Source organism: [Acidovorax] ebreus TPSY (assembly GCF_000022305.1).
Taxonomy (GTDB): Bacteria; Pseudomonadota; Gammaproteobacteria; order Burkholderiales; family Burkholderiaceae_C; genus Diaphorobacter; species Diaphorobacter nitroreducens.
In genome coordinates this window covers 785,307-802,030 of the sequence record NC_011992.1, presented here as the reverse complement: position 1 = coordinate 802,030, position 16,724 = coordinate 785,307, and the positions used below count along the sequence as shown (strand labels likewise).

Genomic DNA, 16,724 nt, shown 5'->3' with positions numbered 1-16,724 from the left:
TCTTAAGCGTCATCGCGCGCCGAGCACCACCATGTTGTCGCGGTGAACCATCTCCGGCTCGGCCGCGTACCCCAGCAGGCGCTCGAACTCTGCGGAAGGCTTGCGGCACAGCAGGCGCGCCTCGGCGCTCGCATAGTTGGCGAGACCACGGGCGATCTCTGTGCCGCCGGCGTCGCGCACCGCGATCACATCGCCGCGCACGAAGTCGCCCTCCACCGCCACCATGCCGATCGGCAGCAGGCTCTTACCGTCCTCGCGCAGCTTGGCCGCCGCGCCGGCATCCACCGTCACGGAGCCGCGCAGTTGAAGGTGGTCCACCATCCACTGCTTGCGCGCTTGGTTCTTCTGCGTCTGCGCCACGAGCAACGTGCCGATCGATTCGCCCCGGGCCAGCCGCAGCAGCACGTCCGGCTCCCGCCCCCATGCGATGACGGTGGAGGCACCCGAGCCCGCCGCACGTTTGGCCGCGAGGATCTTGGTGATCATCCCGCCCTTGCCGATGCTGGAGCCCGCACCGCCGGCCATCGCCTCCAGCGCCGCATCGCCAGCCTGTGCCTCGTGGACGAACTGCGCCTGCGGGTCGCGCCGCGGATCGGCGGTGTACAGCCCCTTCTGGTCGGTCAGGATCACCAGCGCGTCGGCTTCGACGAGGTTGGCGACGAGAGCCCCCAGAGTATCGTTGTCACCAAACTTGATCTCATCGGTGACTACGGTGTCGTTCTCATTGATCACCGGCACCACGCCCAGGCGCAGCAGCGTCAGCAGGGTGGAGCGGGCATTCAGGTAACGCTCGCGGTCCGCCAAGTCGGCATGGGTCAGCAGCACCTGCGCACTGCCCATGGATTGCTCGCGCAGCTTGGTCTCGTACATCTGCGCCAGCCCCATCTGTCCCACGGCGGCAGCGGCCTGCAGTTCGTGGATCTCGCCGGGGCGGCTGCTCCAGCCCAGGCGCTTCATGCCTTCGGCGATCGCTCCGCTGGAGACCATGATGACCTCGCGCGGCTCGCCCCCCTGCCCCCGCACCAGCGCTGCCAGTTGGCGGCACCACTCCCCAATGGCCACCTCGTCCAGCCCCCGTCCCTCATTCGTGACGAGACTGGACCCTACCTTGACCACGATGCGACGCGCGTCGCGCAATACACTGGACACCATTTTTATAAGAAATTAGGCCCTAGCGCTTGTCAGGCAAGCGCCAACAGCTATAAATTAAATAGCAATCCTCGCATCACCCACGCGGTGGCTCACCAGCGAAGCGCGGGTCCACCTCAGCCGGCGCATTCTGCGCCAACTGCTGGGCGTGCACGTGCTGGAAGATGGACTGCACCAGGGGCTCGCAGCCTTCGCGCGTCAGCGCGGAGATTTCGAACACGGGGCCCTTCCATTTGAAGCGTTTCACGAAGTCCTTCACCCGCGCAGCGCGCTCTTCGGATGGCACCATGTCCAGCTTGTTGAGGACCAGCCAGCGGGGCTTTTCATACAGTCCGGCATCGTATTTCTTCAGTTCACCCACGATGGCCTTGGCCTGGGCCACCGGGTCTACCGCTTCGTCGAAGGGCGCGAGGTCCACCACGTGCAGCAGCAGCCGTGTGCGCTGCAGGTGGCGCAGGAACTGGTGCCCCAGGCCAGCGCCCTCGGAGGCCCCTTCGATCAGGCCGGGAATGTCGGCGACGACGAAGCTCTGCTCCGGCCCCACGCGTACTACGCCCAGGTTGGGGTGCAACGTCGTGAAAGGGTAGTCGGCAATCTTGGGCCGCGCGTTCGACACCGCCGCAATGAAAGTGGACTTACCGGCGTTCGGCATGCCCAGCAGGCCCACATCGGCCAGCACCTTCAGCTCCAGCTTGAGGTTGCGACGCTCGCCGGGCCAGCCGGGCGTCTTTTGCCGCGGCGCACGGTTGATCGCGCTCTTGAAACGCATGTTGCCAAAACCACCGTCGCCGCCCTTGGCGATGGTGATGACCTCGCCCGGCGTCAACAGTTCGAACAGCACCTCGCCCGTGTCGGCATCGCTGATGATGGTGCCCACGGGCATCTTGAGCGTGATATCGGAACCCGCGGCACCGAACATATCGGAGCCCTTGCCGTGCTCGCCACGCTTGGCCTCGTGCCGGCGTGAATAACGGAAGTCCACCAACGTATTGAGATTGGGATCCGCCACGGCGAACACATGCCCCCCACGCCCGCCGTCTCCACCGTCGGGCCCCCCGAACTCCTTGTATTTCTCGTGCCGGAAGGAGACACAGCCGTTGCCACCGTCACCGGCGGCTACGTCAATAAAGGCTTCGTCGACGAACTTCATGGGTATCCAGTTTACAAAAAGCGCACCTGGGCGCCGGAGGGTGCGCAAAAGGGCGCCATCACGCATGCGCGCGGCTGCGCCAGGCGCTGAAAACAACAAAGCCCCGACGGGTCGGGGCTTTGTTGTCGCTTCAGCGGCGAAGGGCCTTAAGCAGGCGTCACGCTGACCGTGTGCTTGGACAGAGCGCCCTTCGTGCCGAACGACACGTGGCCATCCACCAGGGCGAACAGCGTGTGGTCCTTGCCCACGCCGACGTTCACGCCGGGATGGATGCGCGTGCCACGCTGGCGCACGATGATGGAACCCGCGCTGATCAGCTCACCACCGTAAGCCTTCACGCCGAGCATTTTGGGCTTGGAGTCGCGCCCGTTTCGCGTAGAGCCGCCGCCTTTTTTCTGTGCCATGAGATCAGCTCCCTGATTTAAGCAGCAATCGCCTGGATCTGCAGTTCGGTGAACTGCTGGCGATGGCCTTGACGTTTCTGATAGTGCTTGCGACGACGCATCTTGAAAATGCGCACTTTGTCGTGCTTGCCATGAGCCACGACCGTGGCCTTCACCGTTGCGCCGGACACCAGGGGCGTGCCAACCTTCAGTTCAGCGCCGTTGCCGACAGCCAGAACTTGGTCAATCACGATCTCCTGGCCTACTTCCGCAGCAATCTGTTCTACTTTGATTTTTTCGCCGGCAGCAACGCGATACTGCTTGCCACCGGTTTTTATGACCGCGTACATGTAAACCTCATCTGAGTTGGAGTTCTACGGACGGACTTCCGCAGAGCCGGCGATTCTAGCATGAGTCGTCAACCCCGCCTAGAGGCAGCAGCCTCCTGTGCTTCCCGCAGGCAGACAGCCCCGCCACCCTTCCTATAATCCTTCTTTCTTCTCCGCACCCGCACTCACCTTGGCCGCCAACTCCCCCAGCACCGCCGCCACCCTCGCCTTGATAGCCGACGACATGCAAGAGGTGGACAAGGTCATCGCATCCCGCCTGCAATCCGCCGTCCCGCTTGTCGGCGAAGTCGCCCGTTACATCATCTCCGCCGGCGGCAAGCGCCTGAGGCCGGCACTGCTTCTGCTGATGAGCGGCGCCCTCGGATATACAGGTTCGCAACGGTTCAATCTGGCGGCGGTAGTGGAATTCATTCACACGGCCACCTTGCTGCATGACGACGTGGTCGATGAATCTACGCTGCGACGCGGGCGACCGACAGCCAATGAAAATTTTGGCAATCCCGCCAGCGTACTTGTGGGTGACTTCCTGTACACGCGCGCCTTCCAAATGATGGTGGAGACCAGTAGCCTGCGCGTGATGGAAATCCTGGCAGAGGCAACCAATGTCATTGCCGAGGGCGAAGTACAGCAACTCATGAACACGCATGACGCGTCCCTGAGTGAATCAGGATATCTGAACGTCATACGTTCAAAAACGGCCAAGCTGTTCGAGGCCAGCGCGCGTCTCGCGGCCGTTCTGGCAGCCAGTCCGCCAGAAATAGAACACGCCTGCGCGAGCTACGGCCAAGCTCTGGGCACCGCGTTCCAGGTGATCGACGATGTGCTGGACTACGATGGAAATGCCCACGAAATGGGCAAGAATCTGGGCGATGATCTTCGGGAAGGAAAAGTCACCCTGCCGCTGATCATCGCTATGCAGCGAGGCAATACCCAAGAGCAAGCCTTGCTGCGCAGCATCATCGAGACAGGAAGCACCGACGAACTATCTTCCGTCATTTCCATTATCAAAAAGACTGGCGCCTTGGATGCTACGCGCCAGGCTGCCGCCACACAGGCACAACTCGCGATGGATGCAGCGGCTCAATTACCAATCAATCCGCACTCCAAAGGTTTGCTACAATTGGCGGCTCAGCTGTTAGAGCGTCGAACTTAGCATCGGCGATCGCGGAAGAATCGGGGTGTAGCTTAGCCTGGTAGAGCGCTACGTTCGGGACGTAGAGGCCGGAGGTTCGAATCCTCTCACCCCGACCAGTTATTTTCATGCCCAAGCCCTGCATCGCGGGGCTTTTTTGCATCTGGACGCCGTCCGGGTGCCAAGGAACCGCAAATCTTTAATGCGGTTGCCCTCGCAGAGCCCATGCTGCCCTTGAGCCGCCGGCTGGGGCAAATGTCACTCACACAACGCTTGCGCCATTAAGCCTGTACACACCTTGGGCGATCGGCGATGATTGAAGAGTTTCCCTTCCTTCCATAAGAATCCGCTAGTTACATGGCTGCTATCGACACACAGAAAGAAGCTCAACCCATTGCCTTACCCGGACTGGCGCGCGCGTTGATGTCGGTGGGCAAATTGGATCAAAAAGCGGCGGAAGAGATTTACAAAAAGTCACAAAATAGCCGCAGTAGCTTTATTGCAGAGCTCACGGAATCGAAAATCATCACGCCAAGTGATCTGGCCCATACGGTATCCACCGTATTTGGTGCCCCCTTGCTAGATGTCGATGCGATCGACCGGCAGCGCATCCCCAAAGACCTGTTGGACGTCAAACTGTGCCAGTCCTACAAAGTCATCGCTCTCAGTAAGCGCAATAACCGGCTCATCGTCGCCACCGCGGATCCGACATTTCAAGAGGCCGCAGAAAAGATCAAGTTCACCACACAAATGGGGGTGGACTGGATCATCGCGGAATATGACAAGCTGCTCCGCTTGATTGAGGCGAGCACGAAGAGCGGTACAGAAACGCTCGACGGCATTAACAGTAGTAATGATTTTGAGTTCGGCGACATTCCCGTTGATGAAGCTCCGGACGAGGATGCCGACAATCCCGCGGAAGTCGAGGATGCTCCCGTTGTCAAATTTCTGCACAAGATGCTGTTGGATGCTTTCAATATGCGTGCATCCGATCTGCATTTTGAGCCCTACGAGCACCATTACCGTGTCCGCTTCCGCATAGATGGCGAATTGCGCGAAATCGCATCGCCGCCTATTGCCATCAAGGAGAAGCTGGCCTCGCGCATCAAGGTGATCTCCCGCCTGGATATTTCGGAAAAACGCGTGCCCCAGGATGGCCGCATGAAGCTCAAGGTTGGGCCGGACCGGGTTATCGATTTCCGCGTCAGCACCCTGCCTACGCTCTTTGGCGAGAAGATCGTGATCCGTATTCTCGATCCGAGCAGCGCCAAGCTGGGTATTGACGCACTGGGATATGAGCCCGAGGAAAAGGAGCGTTTGCTGCAGGCCATCAACCGCCCTTATGGAATGATCTTGGTGACCGGACCCACGGGCTCCGGGAAGACCGTATCGCTCTACACATGTCTCAATCTGTTGAACAAGCCCGGCGTCAATATTGCGACCGCTGAGGACCCTTCGGAAATCAACCTCCCGGGTGTGAACCAAGTCAACGTCAACGAGAAAGCCGGCCTCACGTTTGCCGTCGCGCTTAAGTCATTCCTTCGCCAAGATCCGGACATCATCATGGTGGGTGAAATCCGGGATCTGGAAACGGCAGACATTTCAATCAAGGCCGCGCAGACGGGTCACTTGGTGCTCTCTACCCTGCACACCAATGACGCTCCCACGACATTGACGCGCATGCGCAATATGGGCATCGCGCCCTTCAATATCGCATCCAGCGTGATTCTTATTACGGCGCAGCGACTGGCGCGTCGCTTGTGCCCCAATTGCAAGGCGCCCGTGGACATTCCGCATGAGACGCTGCTGGAGGCCGGCTACCGGGACGAGGAGATCGACGGCTCATGGGTTACCTACCGACCGGTGGGCTGCTCCGCCTGCAATAACGGATACAAGGGGCGCGTGGGCATTTACCAGGTCATGCCGGTGTCCGAAGAAATCCAGCGCATCATCCTGCGCGATGGAAGCGCACTGGAAATTGCCGAACAGGCACGCCTGGAAGGCGTCCGTTCTCTGCGTGAATCCGGGCTTCACAAGGCAAAAATGGGGTTGACCTCGTTGGAAGAGGTCTTGGCTGTCACCAACGAATAAACAAATCGAGAGAGAAAACAATGGCGACCGTTGCATCGAGGGGCATCAAGGACTTTGTCTTCGAGTGGGAGGGCAAGGATCGTAGCGGCAAGATCGTGCGCGGCGAAGTACGCGCTGCGGGAGAGAACCAGGTCAAGGCGACGCTGCGGCGGCAGGGCGTTCTGCCAACCAAGATCAAGAAGCGCCGGATGAGCGCGGGCAAAAAGATCAAGCCCAAAGACATCGCGCTGTTCACGCGCCAGATGGCCACGATGATGAAGGCCGGTGTTCCACTGCTTCAGGCATTTGATATCGTGGGCCGGGGTAATACCAATCCCAGTGTGACCAAGCTGCTCAACGATATCCGCGGAGATGTGGAGACAGGAACGTCCCTGAATGCCGCATTCCGTAAATATCCGATGTACTTCGACAGCCTTTACTGCAACCTCGTAGAGGCCGGCGAAGCCGCCGGTATTCTGGAAGCGTTGCTCGACCGGCTGGCCCTGTACATGGAGAAGACCGAGGCCATCAAATCCAAGATCCGGTCGGCGCTGATGTATCCGATCTCGGTGATCATCGTTGCGTTTGTCGTGGTGACGATCATCATGATTTTCGTGATTCCCGCGTTCAAAGAGGTTTTCACTTCCTTCGGCGCCGACCTGCCCGCTCCTACCCTGTTCGTGATGGCCATCAGCGAGTTCTTCGTGGCTTACTGGTGGCTGATATTCGGCGTCATCGGCGGGGGGTTCTACTTCTTCATGCAGGCCTGGAAGCGCAGCGAAAAAATGCAGCGTTTCATGGACCGTTTCCTGTTGAAAATGCCCATCTTCGGTGCATTGATCGACAAGTCCTGCGTTGCCCGTTGGACCCGCACCCTGTCGACCATGTTCGCTGCCGGTGTGCCATTGGTGGAGGCACTGGACTCGGTGGCCGGTGCATCGGGCAACTCGGTCTACGCCATCGCGACGGAGAAGATTCAGCAGGAAGTCTCCACAGGTACCAGCCTGACGGCCGCCATGGGGAATGCCAACGTATTCCCCTCCATGGTGCTGCAGATGTGTGCGATCGGCGAGGAATCCGGCTCCATCGACCACATGCTGGGTAAGGCCGCCGACTTCTATGAAGCCGAAGTGGATGAAATGGTGGCCGGCCTGTCCAGCCTGATGGAGCCCATCATCATCGTGTTCCTGGGCACGCTGATCGGTGGCATCGTGGTGTCGATGTACCTTCCGATCTTCAAGCTCGGGCAAGTGGTTTGATGACAGGCTCGCTAGCAGTGGACGCCGTGCTGGTGGGCGTCCTGGGGATGCTGATCGGAAGCTTTCTCAACGTCGTGATCCATCGCCTTCCGCGCATGATGGAACGGCAATGGGCCGAAGAATGCCGGCAGTACGGGCAGGATGTAGGGCTGCTTTCCTCGGCGGCGCTTCCTGAGGCCGACAACGAGCCCCTCAGCCTGTCCAAGCCGCGTTCACGCTGCCCCTCCTGCGGCCACGCGATCCGCTGGTACGAGAACATTCCGGTCCTGAGCTATTTAGCCCTGCGAGGCCGGTGCGCGGGTTGCGGCACGCGCATCAGCCCCCGGTATCCGCTGGTAGAGCTGGCGACGGGTGCCTTGTTCTATGCATGCGCGCTCCGCTGGGGCTGGAGCCTCACGACCGCCGCGTGGTGCGGTTTCTCGGCCGCGCTGGTCACGCTGGCATGCATCGACTGGGACACCACGCTTCTACCCGACGACATCACGTTGCCGTTGCTGTGGGCGGGCCTGCTTGCGGCCGTCTTGCGCTGGATTGAAGTGCAGCCCGTGGATGCCGTCATCGGCGCCGCGGCCGGCTACCTGTCCCTCTGGTCCGTGTACTGGGGGTTCAAGCTGGCCACAGGCAAGGAAGGCATGGGCTATGGCGACTTCAAACTGTTTGCCGCGCTGGGCGCCTGGTTTGGCTGGCAGGCGCTCGTGCCGATCATCCTGCTGGCCTCGGTCATCGGCGCCATCGTCGGCATCGCCATGAAGCTGGCCAGCACCCTGCGCGAAGGCAAGTACGTCCCCTTCGGCCCGTTCCTGGTGGGAGGAGGCATGGCCGCCATGCTGTGGGGCCCCGGGCGCATCATGCAGGCCGTCTTTTCCGTGCTGGGGCTTTAAGGTGGGCTCTCGGCAGGCCGGTCCCCGCTCGGTGAAACTGGGCGTGACGGGCGGCATCGGCAGCGGCAAAAGCACGGTGGCCGGCATGTTGCGACAGAACGGCGCGGCACTGATCGACGCCGATGCCATCGCCCGCTCGGTGACCGAGGCGGAAGGCGCCGCCATCGCGGCCCTGCGCGACGAGTTCGGCCCCGACTACATCACCGACGGCGCGCTGGACCGGGCACGCATGCGCACCCTCGTTTTCAGCGATCCCACGGCGAAGCAGCGCCTGGAAGCCATCGTTCACCCCTTCGTGGGACGCGAGATCGCACACGCTGCGGCACAGGCGCACCGCGCGGGCCACGCACTCATCGTGTTCGACATTCCGCTGCTGACGGAGTCGCCCCGTTGGGCCCGGCAGCTGGACACCGTCCTGGTCGTGGACTGCCGGGAGGAGACGCAGATCCAGCGTGTGCAGATGCGCAGCGGTCTGACCGCCGATGCCGTGCGCGCCATCATGGCCACACAGAGCCCACGCGCCACGCGCCGCGCGGCCGCCGACCTGGTGGTCTACAACGACGGGTTGGCGCTGTCAGATTTGCAAACAAAGGCACGCGAGATCGCCGTATTCTTCGGGCTATGATGTGTTCGCACCGGCGTGGTGTGCAATGGCCTGCCGCAGCGCAGCGCTCGCACCCCGCCCCACACCGTGCGCACTCAGGAACCCCGTAGCGTGATCCTTTACGAATACCCTTTCAACGAACGCCTGAGAACCTATCTGCGGCTTGAGCAGCTGTTTCGCCGGCTGGGCGAGCTCATCGCGCGCCCGCATCCCCTGGACCATCACTATGCCCTCGTGACCATGTTCGAGGTCATGGACGTGGCGGCCCGCGCCGATCTCAAAGCCGACGTGCTCAAGGATCTGGAAAAGCACAAGCACCAGCTGGATGCCTATCGCGGCAACCCCTCCATCTCCGAGGAAGCCCTGGACGGCGTGATCGCCCAGCTCGACCAGTGCTTTGCCGCACTCAACGCGCAAACCGGCAAGGCCGGCCAGGCGTTGACCGAGAACGATTGGCTCATGAGCATTCGCAGCCGCGTGGGCATTCCCGGGGGCACCTGCGGCTTCGATCTGCCCGCCTACTACGCGTGGCAGCACCGTCCGCCCCAGGACCGCCAGCACGACCTGCACCACTGGGCCGCCACGCTGGGGCCGTTGGCAGAGTCCGTCTACGTGCTGCTGCGCCTGCTGCGTGATTCGGGGCTGCCGCAGAAAGTGGCGGCCGAGCGCGGGCAGTTCCAGCAGAACCTGCCCCAGGGCCGCACCTTCCAGCTGCTGCGCTTGGCGATCGACCCTGCACTGCAACTCATCCCGGAGATCAGCGGCAACCGCCTCATCGTTTCGGTGCGGCTGATGCGCCAGGAAGAAGGCGGCCGCCTGGTTCCCAGCACCGAGGACGCAGCATTTGAACTGACCCTGTGCGCCTGACACGACATGACCGGCACACCCTCCCGCTCCGACACACCTGCGCCCCAAGGCAAGCGAGTGCCTTGCCCGACCTGCGGCGGCCCGAGCCTGTACAGCCCGGCCAACCGCTTCCGCCCGTTTTGCAGCGAACGCTGCAAGCAGATCGATCTGGGGGCCTGGGCAGCCGAAGATTTCCGCATGCCGGCCGAGGCGCCGCCGGAGGATGCGGAGTTCGGCGATCCCAAGCGCCAGCCGTGATATTTGAAGAAAAGGCTTGCTAGCGCTTATCCAGCAAGCGCAAGCAGCTATGTATTTTGAAGCAACATCTCACGCCAGCAGCGAAGCGTCGAAGACCTCGCCACGCTCCTCGGCCAGCCACTGCAGCACGGGATAGGCGCCCGGCAGCACCGGCTTGACCTGCAGCGGCCAGTGCTGCCAGGCCATGGTCTGGCCCTCGCGCATTTCGAACGCACCGCTCCATTCGCGCACCTTGCACCAGTGCAGGCGCACGAGGGCATGCGGATAGTCGTGCTCGGTCACCTTCCAGGCCTCCACCGGGCCGATGGTCACGCCCAGTTCCTCGATGAGTTCGCGGCGCAGCGCCTGCTCCACGGTTTCCCCGGCTTCGATCTTGCCGCCCGGGAACTCCCAGTAGCCCGCGTAGGGCTTGCCCGTGGGGCGGGTGGACAACAGCATCGCACCGTCCTCTCGCAGCAGAATGCCCACGGCGACCTCGGTGTGCTTGCGCTGTGGCGTGCTGGTCGATTCGCTCATGCGCCCTCGCCCTGCCGCCCTGCGAAATCCCGGGCAAATTGATAGGCCACGCGGCCGCTGCGCGAGCCGCGCTCCAGCGCCCACACCAGCGCCTGCGGGCGCGCGGCCTCGATGGCTTGGGCGGGTACGCCCAGCGCAGCCAGCCACTGCGCCACGATGGCCAGGTACTCGTCCTGGCTGAACGGGTAGAAGCTCACCCACAGGCCGAAGCGCTCGGACAGGGAGATTTTTTCCTCCACCGCCTCGCCCGGATGGACCTCGCCATCGTCGGTGTGGGTGTAGCCCAGGTTCTCCTTCATGTATTCCGGGAGCAGATGGCGCCGGTTGCTGGTGGCATACACCAGCACATTGGGCGTGGCCGCGGCGACCGAGCCGTCCAGGATCGACTTCAGGGCCTTGTACCCGGCCTCTCCATCCTCAAAGCTCAGGTCATCGCAGTAAACGATGAACTTCTCGGGCCGGCCGGAGACCACGTCCACAATGTCGGGCAGATCCGTCAGGTCCGCCTTGTCCACCTCGATCAGACGCAGGCCCTGGGGTGCATAGCTGTTCAGGCATGCCTTGATGAGCGAGGACTTGCCCGTGCCGCGCGCACCGGTCAGCAGCACGTTGTTGGCGGGCTTGCCTTCGACGAACTGCTGGGTGTTGCGCTGGATCTTTTCTTTCTGCGCATCGATCTCCTTGAGATCGGACAGCTGCATGGCGGCCACATGGCGCACCGGCTCCAGCACACCATGGCCGCCGCTGCGTTTGCGGTAACGCCAGGCGATGGACGCCGCCCAGTCCGGCGCCGACAATGGCTGCGGCAAGACCGCCTCGATACGGGAGATGAGCTGCTCCGCACGTGCGATCAGCTGGTCGAATTTATCAGTCATTTCCGGCTCTAGCGCTTATCTAACAAGCGCTGACAGCTATCAAAAGGGAAGCATTCAAGAGCGGTAATCCGCGTTGATGGTCACGTAGTCGTGGCTCAGGTCGCAGGTCCACACCGTGTCCACCGCCGTACCGCGGCCCAGCACCACGCGCACGGTGATCTCGCTTTGCTTCATCACGCGCTGGCCGTCTTCCTCGCGGTAGGCCGGATTGCGCCCGCCCTGCACGGCCACATGCACGTCGTCCAGGAACAGGTCGATCTTGGTCTGGTCCAGGTCTGCAATGCCTGCGTAGCCCACGGCCGCCAGGATGCGGCCCAGGTTCGGGTCGCTGGCAAAGAAGGCCGTCTTGACCAGCGGCGAATGCGCGATGGCATAGGCCACCTGCCGGCACTCTTCGCCCGTCTGGCCGCCCTCCACGCGCACCGTGATGAACTTGGTCGCACCCTCTCCATCGCGCACGATGGCCTGTGCCAGCTTTTGCGCCACTTCCAGCAACGCGGCCTTGAGCACACGGCCCTCGGCGCTGTCGAGCGAGGTGATGGGTGCGTGTCGCGCCTTGTGCGTGGCCATCAGCACGAACGAGTCGTTGGTGCTGGTGTCGCCGTCGATGGTCACGCGGTTGAAGGACTGGTCCGCCAGCTCGCGCACGAGCGGGCGCAGCAACTCGGGCGCGATGCAGGCATCCGTGGCCAGGAAGCCCAACATGGTCGCCATGTTGGGGCGGATCATGCCCGCGCCCTTGGAGATGCCGGTAATGGTCACTGTTGCACCGCCCAACTGCACCTGCGTGCTGAACGCCTTGGGCAGCGTGTCGGTGGTCATGATGCCTTCGGCCGCGCGCGCCCAGTGGCCGGGCTGTGCATCGGCCAGCGCGGCGGGCAGCGCGGCTGCAATGCGCTCGTGCGGCAGCGGCTCCATGATGACGCCGGTGGAAAACGGCAGCACCTGGCTGGCCGCCAGACCCAGGTGGCCGGCCAGTGCCTCGCAGGTGGCGCGCGCACGCGCGAGGCCGTCCGCGCCCGTACCGGCGTTGGCGTTGCCCGTGTTCACCACCATGGCGCGAATCGCCTGGCCGCCGTCCAGGTGCTCACGGCACACCTGTACCGGCGCGGCGCAGAAACGGTTCTGCGTGAACACGCCCGCGACGGTGGTGCCTTCGTCCAGCAGGAACACGGTCAGGTCTTTGCGCTGCGCCTTGCGCACACCGGCTTCGGTCACGCCGATGCGCACACCGGCCACGGGGTGCAAATCCGATGCAAGAGGAGCGGAGAGATTCACGGGCATGCGTCGTATTCCTTCAGAAAGAGACGTCGGGGAAACAGGAGAAAAGGCACTGCCAAAGTGCGAACACGGGCCGCAGCCCGTGTTCTTCATTGTGCCGGCATCACGCCAGTTTGCCGTGGCACTGCTTGTACTTTTTACCGCTGCCGCAGGGGCAGGGGTCGTTGCGGCCCACGCGCACGCCGGCGGCGGCAGGCTGCGCGGCGGTGGCGGCATCGGCCACCGTCTCCACTTCGCCGGTCTCGGTGGGCGAGCTGTAGGTAACGTTGCTGATGCCCTCACCCCGGTCTTCCATGGCCTGCGTGGCCTCGTCCAGTTGGGCGCTGGATTGCACCTGCACGGTCATCATGAGGCGCGTGACTTCGTTCTTGACCTGGTCGATCAGCTGGCGGAAGAGCTCGAACGCCTCGCGCTTGTATTCCTGCTTGGGCTGCTTCTGCGCATAGCCGCGCAGGTGGATGCCCTGGCGCAAATAATCCAGCGCGGAGAGGTGATCGCGCCAGTTGGTGTCGAAGCTCTGCAGCAGCACCATGCGCTCGAACTGCGTGAAGTTCTCCGCGCCCACCTGCCCCACCTTGGCCAGGAAGGCCTCGCGGGCGGCCTGCTGCACCTTCTCCAGAATCTCTTCGTCGGTGATGGCGTCCGAGCCTTCCACCTCTTTCTGCAGCGCCAACGACACTTGCCAGTCGTTGGCCAGCGCCTTTTCCAGGCCTGCGAGGTCCCACTGTTCTTCCACGGACTCGGCAGGCACGTACTGGCGCACCACGTCGGCCAGGCAATCGTCGCGCATGGCGTCGATCAACACGCCCAGGTCGGGGGCGTCCAGGATTTCATTGCGCTGCTGGTAGATCACCTTGCGCTGGTCGTTGGCGACGTCGTCGTACTCCAGCAGCTGTTTGCGGATGTCGAAGTTGCGCGCCTCAACCTTGCGCTGCGCCGACTCGATGCTGCGCGTGACAATACCCGCCTCGATCGCTTCGCCGTCGGGCATCTTCAACCGGTCCATGATGGCCTTGACGCGGTCGCCCGCGAAGATGCGCATCAATTGGTCATCCAGACTCAGATAGAAGCGCGAAGAGCCCGGGTCGCCCTGACGGCCCGAGCGGCCGCGCAGCTGGTTGTCGATACGGCGGGATTCATGGCGCTCAGTCGCGATGATGCGCAGGCCGCCGAGTGCCGTCACCTTCTCGTGGTCGAGCTTCCACTGCGCGCGCAGTTCCTGCACACGCGCGGCTCGCTCGGCTTCTGACAGCGACTCATCGGCCTCCAGCGCGGCGATCGCCTTTTCCACGTTGCCGCCCAGAACGATGTCGGTACCGCGGCCCGCCATATTGGTGGCGATGGTGATCATGCCGGGGCGTCCCGCCTGGGCCACGATATCGGCCTCGCGCGCGTGCTGCTTGGCGTTGAGTACCTGGTGCGGTAGGCCTGCCTTGTTCAGCAACTCGTCGATGATTTCCGAGTTCTCGATGGAAGTGGTACCCACCAGCACCGGCTGGCCACGCTCGTGGCATTCTCGGATGTCGGCAATCGCAGCCTCGTACTTCTCGCGCGTCGTCTTGTACACGCGGTCGAGCTGGTCGTCGCGCTTGCTGGGCCGGTTGGGCGGGATCACCACGGTTTCCAGGCCGTAGATTTCCTGGAACTCATAGGCCTCGGTATCGGCCGTACCGGTCATGCCCGAGAGCTTGTTATAGAGGCGGAAGTAGTTCTGGAAGGTGATGGAGGCCAGCGTCTGGTTCTCGGCCTGGATGTTCACGCCTTCCTTGGCTTCGACGGCCTGGTGCAGGCCTTCGCTCCAGCGGCGGCCGGCCATCAGGCGGCCCGTGAACTCGTCCACGATCACGATCTCGCCGTTCTGCACGACGTAGTGCTGGTCGCGGTGGTAGAGATGGTTGGCGCGCAGCGCCGCGTACAAGTGATGCACCAGCGTGATGTTGGCCGGATCGTAGAGCGACGCCCCTTCCGGAATCAGCCCCTGGCTGGCCAGGATGCGCTCTGCATTCTCGTGGCCCTGCTCCGTCAGGAACACCTGGTGCGTCTTTTCGTCGAGGGTGAAATCCCCCGGTTTGGTCACGCCCTCGCCCGTACGCGGGTCGGCCTCACCCTCCTGGCGCACCAGCAGGGGCACCACCTTGTTCATGGCCACATACAGCGCCGTGTGGTCCTCTGCCTGGCCGCTGATGATCAGGGGGGTACGCGCCTCATCGATCAGGATGGAGTCCACCTCATCGACGATGGCGTAGTTGAGGCCGCGCTGCACGCGCTCGCGCGCGTCGTACACCATGTTGTCACGCAGGTAGTCGAACCCGTACTCGTTGTTCGTTCCGTAGGTGATGTCCGCCTGGTAGGCAGCCTGCTTTTCTTCGCGGGGCATTTGAGGCAGGTTGATACCCACCGTGAGGCCCAGGAAGTTGTACAGCCGCCCCATCCATTGCGCGTCACGGCCCGCAAGATAGTCGTTCACTGTCACCACGTGCACGCCCTGGCCCGATAGGGCGTTCAGGTAAACGGGCAGCGTCGCCGTCAGCGTCTTGCCCTCGCCCGTGCGCATCTCGGCGATCTTGCCGTAATGCAGCGCCATGCCACCCACCAGCTGCACGTCGAAGTGGCGCATTTTCATGATGCGCTTGGAACCCTCGCGCACCACGGCAAAGGCTTCGGGTAGCAGAGCGTCCAACGATTCGCCCTGTGCAATGCGATCCTTGAATTCCTGCGTCTTGCCCCGCAGCGCCTCGTCACTCAGCTTTTCATAGTCGGGCTCCATCGCATTGATGCGAGCAACCGTCTTGCGATACTGCTTGAGCAGGCGGTCATTGCGACTGCCGAATATTTTGGTGAGGAAGTTGGTGGCCATGCGAACGCGACCGCACTACACGCCAACGAGCGGCAGAGCGACCGGAATCCCTGTGATGATGTGAATCCAGATGGAGACCCCCGTCCACCATTGCAAGTACCTGCAATCCGAGGTGGCGGGCCTGATCGAAAGATTCTACCTGTGCGCCAGGTGCCCAATGGCAGCGCGCCCTGTGAGGGCGTGTGGCATCGGTGCGGGCTCTCCCGCGAAGAGGAATTTCTGCGGATCCTGCGGCACGCCTTGCACCCATACTTCGAAATGCAAATGCGGCCCCGTGGAGCGGCCCGTACTTCCCACTTCCGCGATTTTCTGTCCCCGGCGCACGATGTCCCCCGCCTTCACCAGGGTTTTGGAGGCGTGGGCGTAGCGGGTGACGAGTTGGCTTCCGTGGTCTATCTCCACCATGTTGCCATAGGCGGGGTGGTACTCCTGAGCGATCACCACGCCGCCGGCCGCGGCCACGATGGGCGTGCCGGTTCCGGCCGAGAAGTCCAGCCCGGTATGCAACGCGGACTGGCCAGTAAAAGGATCAATGCGCCAGCCGAACGGCGAACCAACAGCCGTGTCGCGCACGGGAACCTGGGTCGGGATCAAGTGCTTGCGGATGTGCTGGTCAAAGAGGCGTGACTCTGCCACCGTCATCAAATCCGTCCGCCGGCCGGTGATGGCGACCAGGTCGTCCAAGGCCGCATTCAGTTCGTCGAGCCCCAGCGGGCGCCCAGCCACCAGCATGCCTCCACGGCCCGGCAGGCTCTGCACCTCGGACGCAGGCAGACCGGCCAGGCCTCGGACACGCTCACCCAGCGATTCCAGTTGGAGCACACGGGCTTGCATATCTCCCAGCTTGCGCGCCATCGCATCGATATTGGCGCGCATGAACCGCTCGCGCTGGGCTTGCTCATCCTGCACAGCCAGTCGTGCCATGGAGCCCACTACGGGCCAGCCCTCGCGCGCGCCATGCATCAGCACCCAGTGGTATGCCATCACGGTCATGAACAGCAGTGCCATGAAAATCCCAGCTAGAGCGCAGATCAGTTGCACACCGCTGAGGTGTATGGCGCGGCTTCGCGCGAGCCACGCATCCGTAATAATCACCTGCACGTTTTTCCCTCG

The 16,724-nt window shown here is 62.8% G+C and carries 16 protein-coding genes and 1 tRNA gene; 8 read left to right on the top strand and 9 right to left on the bottom strand.

Translation table 11 applies throughout. The features are described 5' to 3' along the window. Positions 1-9 precede the first annotated feature (9 nt). The 4 genes from proB to rplU form a co-directional block, all read right to left on the bottom strand. Positions 10-1,152 (bottom strand): glutamate 5-kinase, encoded by a 1,143-nt coding sequence (gene proB / locus DTPSY_RS03825; RefSeq protein ID WP_012655755.1) that lies wholly within the window; start codon positions 1,150-1,152, stop codon positions 10-12. Positions 1,153-1,225: 73 nt separating this feature from the next. Beyond that, complete coding sequence (cgtA, locus tag DTPSY_RS03820) at positions 1,226-2,299, bottom strand: Obg family GTPase CgtA (RefSeq protein ID WP_012655754.1); 1,074 nt, start codon at positions 2,297-2,299, stop codon at positions 1,226-1,228. Positions 2,300-2,445: 146 nt separating this feature from the next. Then, positions 2,446-2,703, bottom strand: coding sequence for a 50S ribosomal protein L27 (gene rpmA, locus DTPSY_RS03815; RefSeq protein ID WP_011804286.1), 258 nt, complete (start codon positions 2,701-2,703; stop codon positions 2,446-2,448). 17 nt (positions 2,704-2,720) lie between these two features. Then, positions 2,721-3,032, bottom strand: coding sequence for a 50S ribosomal protein L21 (rplU, locus tag DTPSY_RS03810; protein ID WP_012655753.1), 312 nt, complete (start codon positions 3,030-3,032; stop codon positions 2,721-2,723). Positions 3,033-3,201: 169 nt separating this feature from the next. Between rplU and DTPSY_RS03805 the strand changes: the two genes are divergently transcribed. The 8 genes from DTPSY_RS03805 to DTPSY_RS03770 all read left to right on the top strand — a co-directional run bounded on the left by DTPSY_RS03805 (position 3,202) and on the right by DTPSY_RS03770 (position 10,082). After that, positions 3,202-4,185, top strand: coding sequence for a polyprenyl synthetase family protein (locus DTPSY_RS03805; RefSeq protein WP_012655752.1), 984 nt, complete (start codon positions 3,202-3,204; stop codon positions 4,183-4,185). Positions 4,186-4,206: 21 nt separating this feature from the next. Beyond that, positions 4,207-4,283: transfer RNA gene (locus tag DTPSY_RS03800), tRNA-Pro, on the top strand. A 238-nt stretch (positions 4,284-4,521) separates the two neighbouring features. Next, positions 4,522-6,255, top strand: a complete 1,734-nt coding sequence (pilB, locus tag DTPSY_RS03795; RefSeq protein ID WP_012655751.1) for a type IV-A pilus assembly ATPase PilB — start codon at positions 4,522-4,524, stop codon at positions 6,253-6,255. Between the two features lie 20 nt (positions 6,256-6,275). Continuing rightward, positions 6,276-7,493: a type II secretion system F family protein gene (locus tag DTPSY_RS03790; RefSeq protein ID WP_012655750.1), complete on the top strand. Its 1,218-nt coding sequence runs from the start codon at positions 6,276-6,278 to the stop codon at positions 7,491-7,493. After that, positions 7,493-8,374, top strand: a complete 882-nt coding sequence (locus tag DTPSY_RS03785) for a prepilin peptidase (protein ID WP_012655749.1) — start codon at positions 7,493-7,495, stop codon at positions 8,372-8,374. The genes DTPSY_RS03790 and DTPSY_RS03785 overlap by 1 nt, the downstream gene beginning before the upstream one ends. 31 nt (positions 8,375-8,405) lie before the next feature. Then, entirely contained in the window at positions 8,406-8,999 is a 594-nt protein-coding gene (coaE, locus tag DTPSY_RS03780) for a dephospho-CoA kinase (RefSeq protein ID WP_012655748.1), read from the top strand. 90 nt (positions 9,000-9,089) lie between these two features. Continuing rightward, positions 9,090-9,845 carry a cell division protein ZapD gene (gene zapD, locus DTPSY_RS03775; protein WP_012655747.1) on the top strand — a complete coding sequence of 252 codons (756 nt, stop codon included), beginning with the start codon at positions 9,090-9,092 and terminating at the stop codon, positions 9,843-9,845. A gap of 6 nt (positions 9,846-9,851) precedes the next feature. Next, on the top strand, positions 9,852-10,082 hold the full coding sequence (locus tag DTPSY_RS03770) for a DNA gyrase inhibitor YacG (RefSeq protein WP_011804249.1): 231 nt from the start codon (positions 9,852-9,854) through the stop codon (positions 10,080-10,082). Positions 10,083-10,151: 69 nt separating this feature from the next. On the opposite strand, the gene DTPSY_RS03765 is transcribed toward DTPSY_RS03770, so the two are convergent. From DTPSY_RS03765 to DTPSY_RS03745, 5 genes are all read right to left on the bottom strand, one after another. Next, a complete protein-coding gene (locus DTPSY_RS03765; RefSeq protein WP_012655746.1) occupies positions 10,152-10,598 on the bottom strand; it encodes an NUDIX domain-containing protein in 447 nt (148 codons plus the stop codon). After that, entirely contained in the window at positions 10,595-11,473 is an 879-nt protein-coding gene (locus DTPSY_RS03760; protein WP_012655745.1) for an ATP-binding protein, read from the bottom strand. The genes DTPSY_RS03765 and DTPSY_RS03760 overlap by 4 nt, the downstream gene beginning before the upstream one ends. 54 nt (positions 11,474-11,527) lie before the next feature. Next, positions 11,528-12,757: a bifunctional glutamate N-acetyltransferase/amino-acid acetyltransferase ArgJ gene (gene argJ, locus DTPSY_RS03755; RefSeq protein WP_012655744.1), complete on the bottom strand. Its 1,230-nt coding sequence runs from the start codon at positions 12,755-12,757 to the stop codon at positions 11,528-11,530. Positions 12,758-12,857: 100 nt separating this feature from the next. Then, on the bottom strand, positions 12,858-15,611 hold the full coding sequence (gene secA / locus DTPSY_RS03750; RefSeq protein WP_012655743.1) for a preprotein translocase subunit SecA: 2,754 nt from the start codon (positions 15,609-15,611) through the stop codon (positions 12,858-12,860). Between the two features lie 135 nt (positions 15,612-15,746). Then, positions 15,747-16,712: a M23 family metallopeptidase gene (locus DTPSY_RS03745; protein ID WP_041838787.1), complete on the bottom strand. Its 966-nt coding sequence runs from the start codon at positions 16,710-16,712 to the stop codon at positions 15,747-15,749. Between the last annotated feature and the right edge of the window lie 12 nt (positions 16,713-16,724).

What these genes read in the sequence shown, in the direction of transcription:
- proB (WP_012655755.1), bottom strand. Translation starts at nt 1,152, where the DNA reads ATGGTGTCCAGTGTATTGCGCGACGCGCGTCGCATCGTGGTCAAGGTA.
- cgtA (WP_012655754.1), bottom strand. Translation starts at nt 2,299, where the DNA reads ATGAAGTTCGTCGACGAAGCCTTTATTGACGTAGCCGCCGGTGACGGT.
- rpmA (WP_011804286.1), bottom strand. Translation starts at nt 2,703, where the DNA reads ATGGCACAGAAAAAAGGCGGCGGCTCTACGCGAAACGGGCGCGACTCC.
- rplU (WP_012655753.1), bottom strand. Translation starts at nt 3,032, where the DNA reads ATGTACGCGGTCATAAAAACCGGTGGCAAGCAGTATCGCGTTGCTGCC.
- pilB (WP_012655751.1), top strand. Translation starts at nt 4,522, where the DNA reads ATGGCTGCTATCGACACACAGAAAGAAGCTCAACCCATTGCCTTACCC.
- DTPSY_RS03790 (WP_012655750.1), top strand. Translation starts at nt 6,276, where the DNA reads ATGGCGACCGTTGCATCGAGGGGCATCAAGGACTTTGTCTTCGAGTGG.
- DTPSY_RS03785 (WP_012655749.1), top strand. Translation starts at nt 7,493, where the DNA reads ATGACAGGCTCGCTAGCAGTGGACGCCGTGCTGGTGGGCGTCCTGGGG.
- DTPSY_RS03770 (WP_011804249.1), top strand. Translation starts at nt 9,852, where the DNA reads ATGACCGGCACACCCTCCCGCTCCGACACACCTGCGCCCCAAGGCAAG.
- DTPSY_RS03765 (WP_012655746.1), bottom strand. Translation starts at nt 10,598, where the DNA reads ATGAGCGAATCGACCAGCACGCCACAGCGCAAGCACACCGAGGTCGCC.
- DTPSY_RS03760 (WP_012655745.1), bottom strand. Translation starts at nt 11,473, where the DNA reads ATGACTGATAAATTCGACCAGCTGATCGCACGTGCGGAGCAGCTCATC.
- argJ (WP_012655744.1), bottom strand. Translation starts at nt 12,757, where the DNA reads ATGCCCGTGAATCTCTCCGCTCCTCTTGCATCGGATTTGCACCCCGTG.
- secA (WP_012655743.1), bottom strand. Translation starts at nt 15,611, where the DNA reads ATGGCCACCAACTTCCTCACCAAAATATTCGGCAGTCGCAATGACCGC.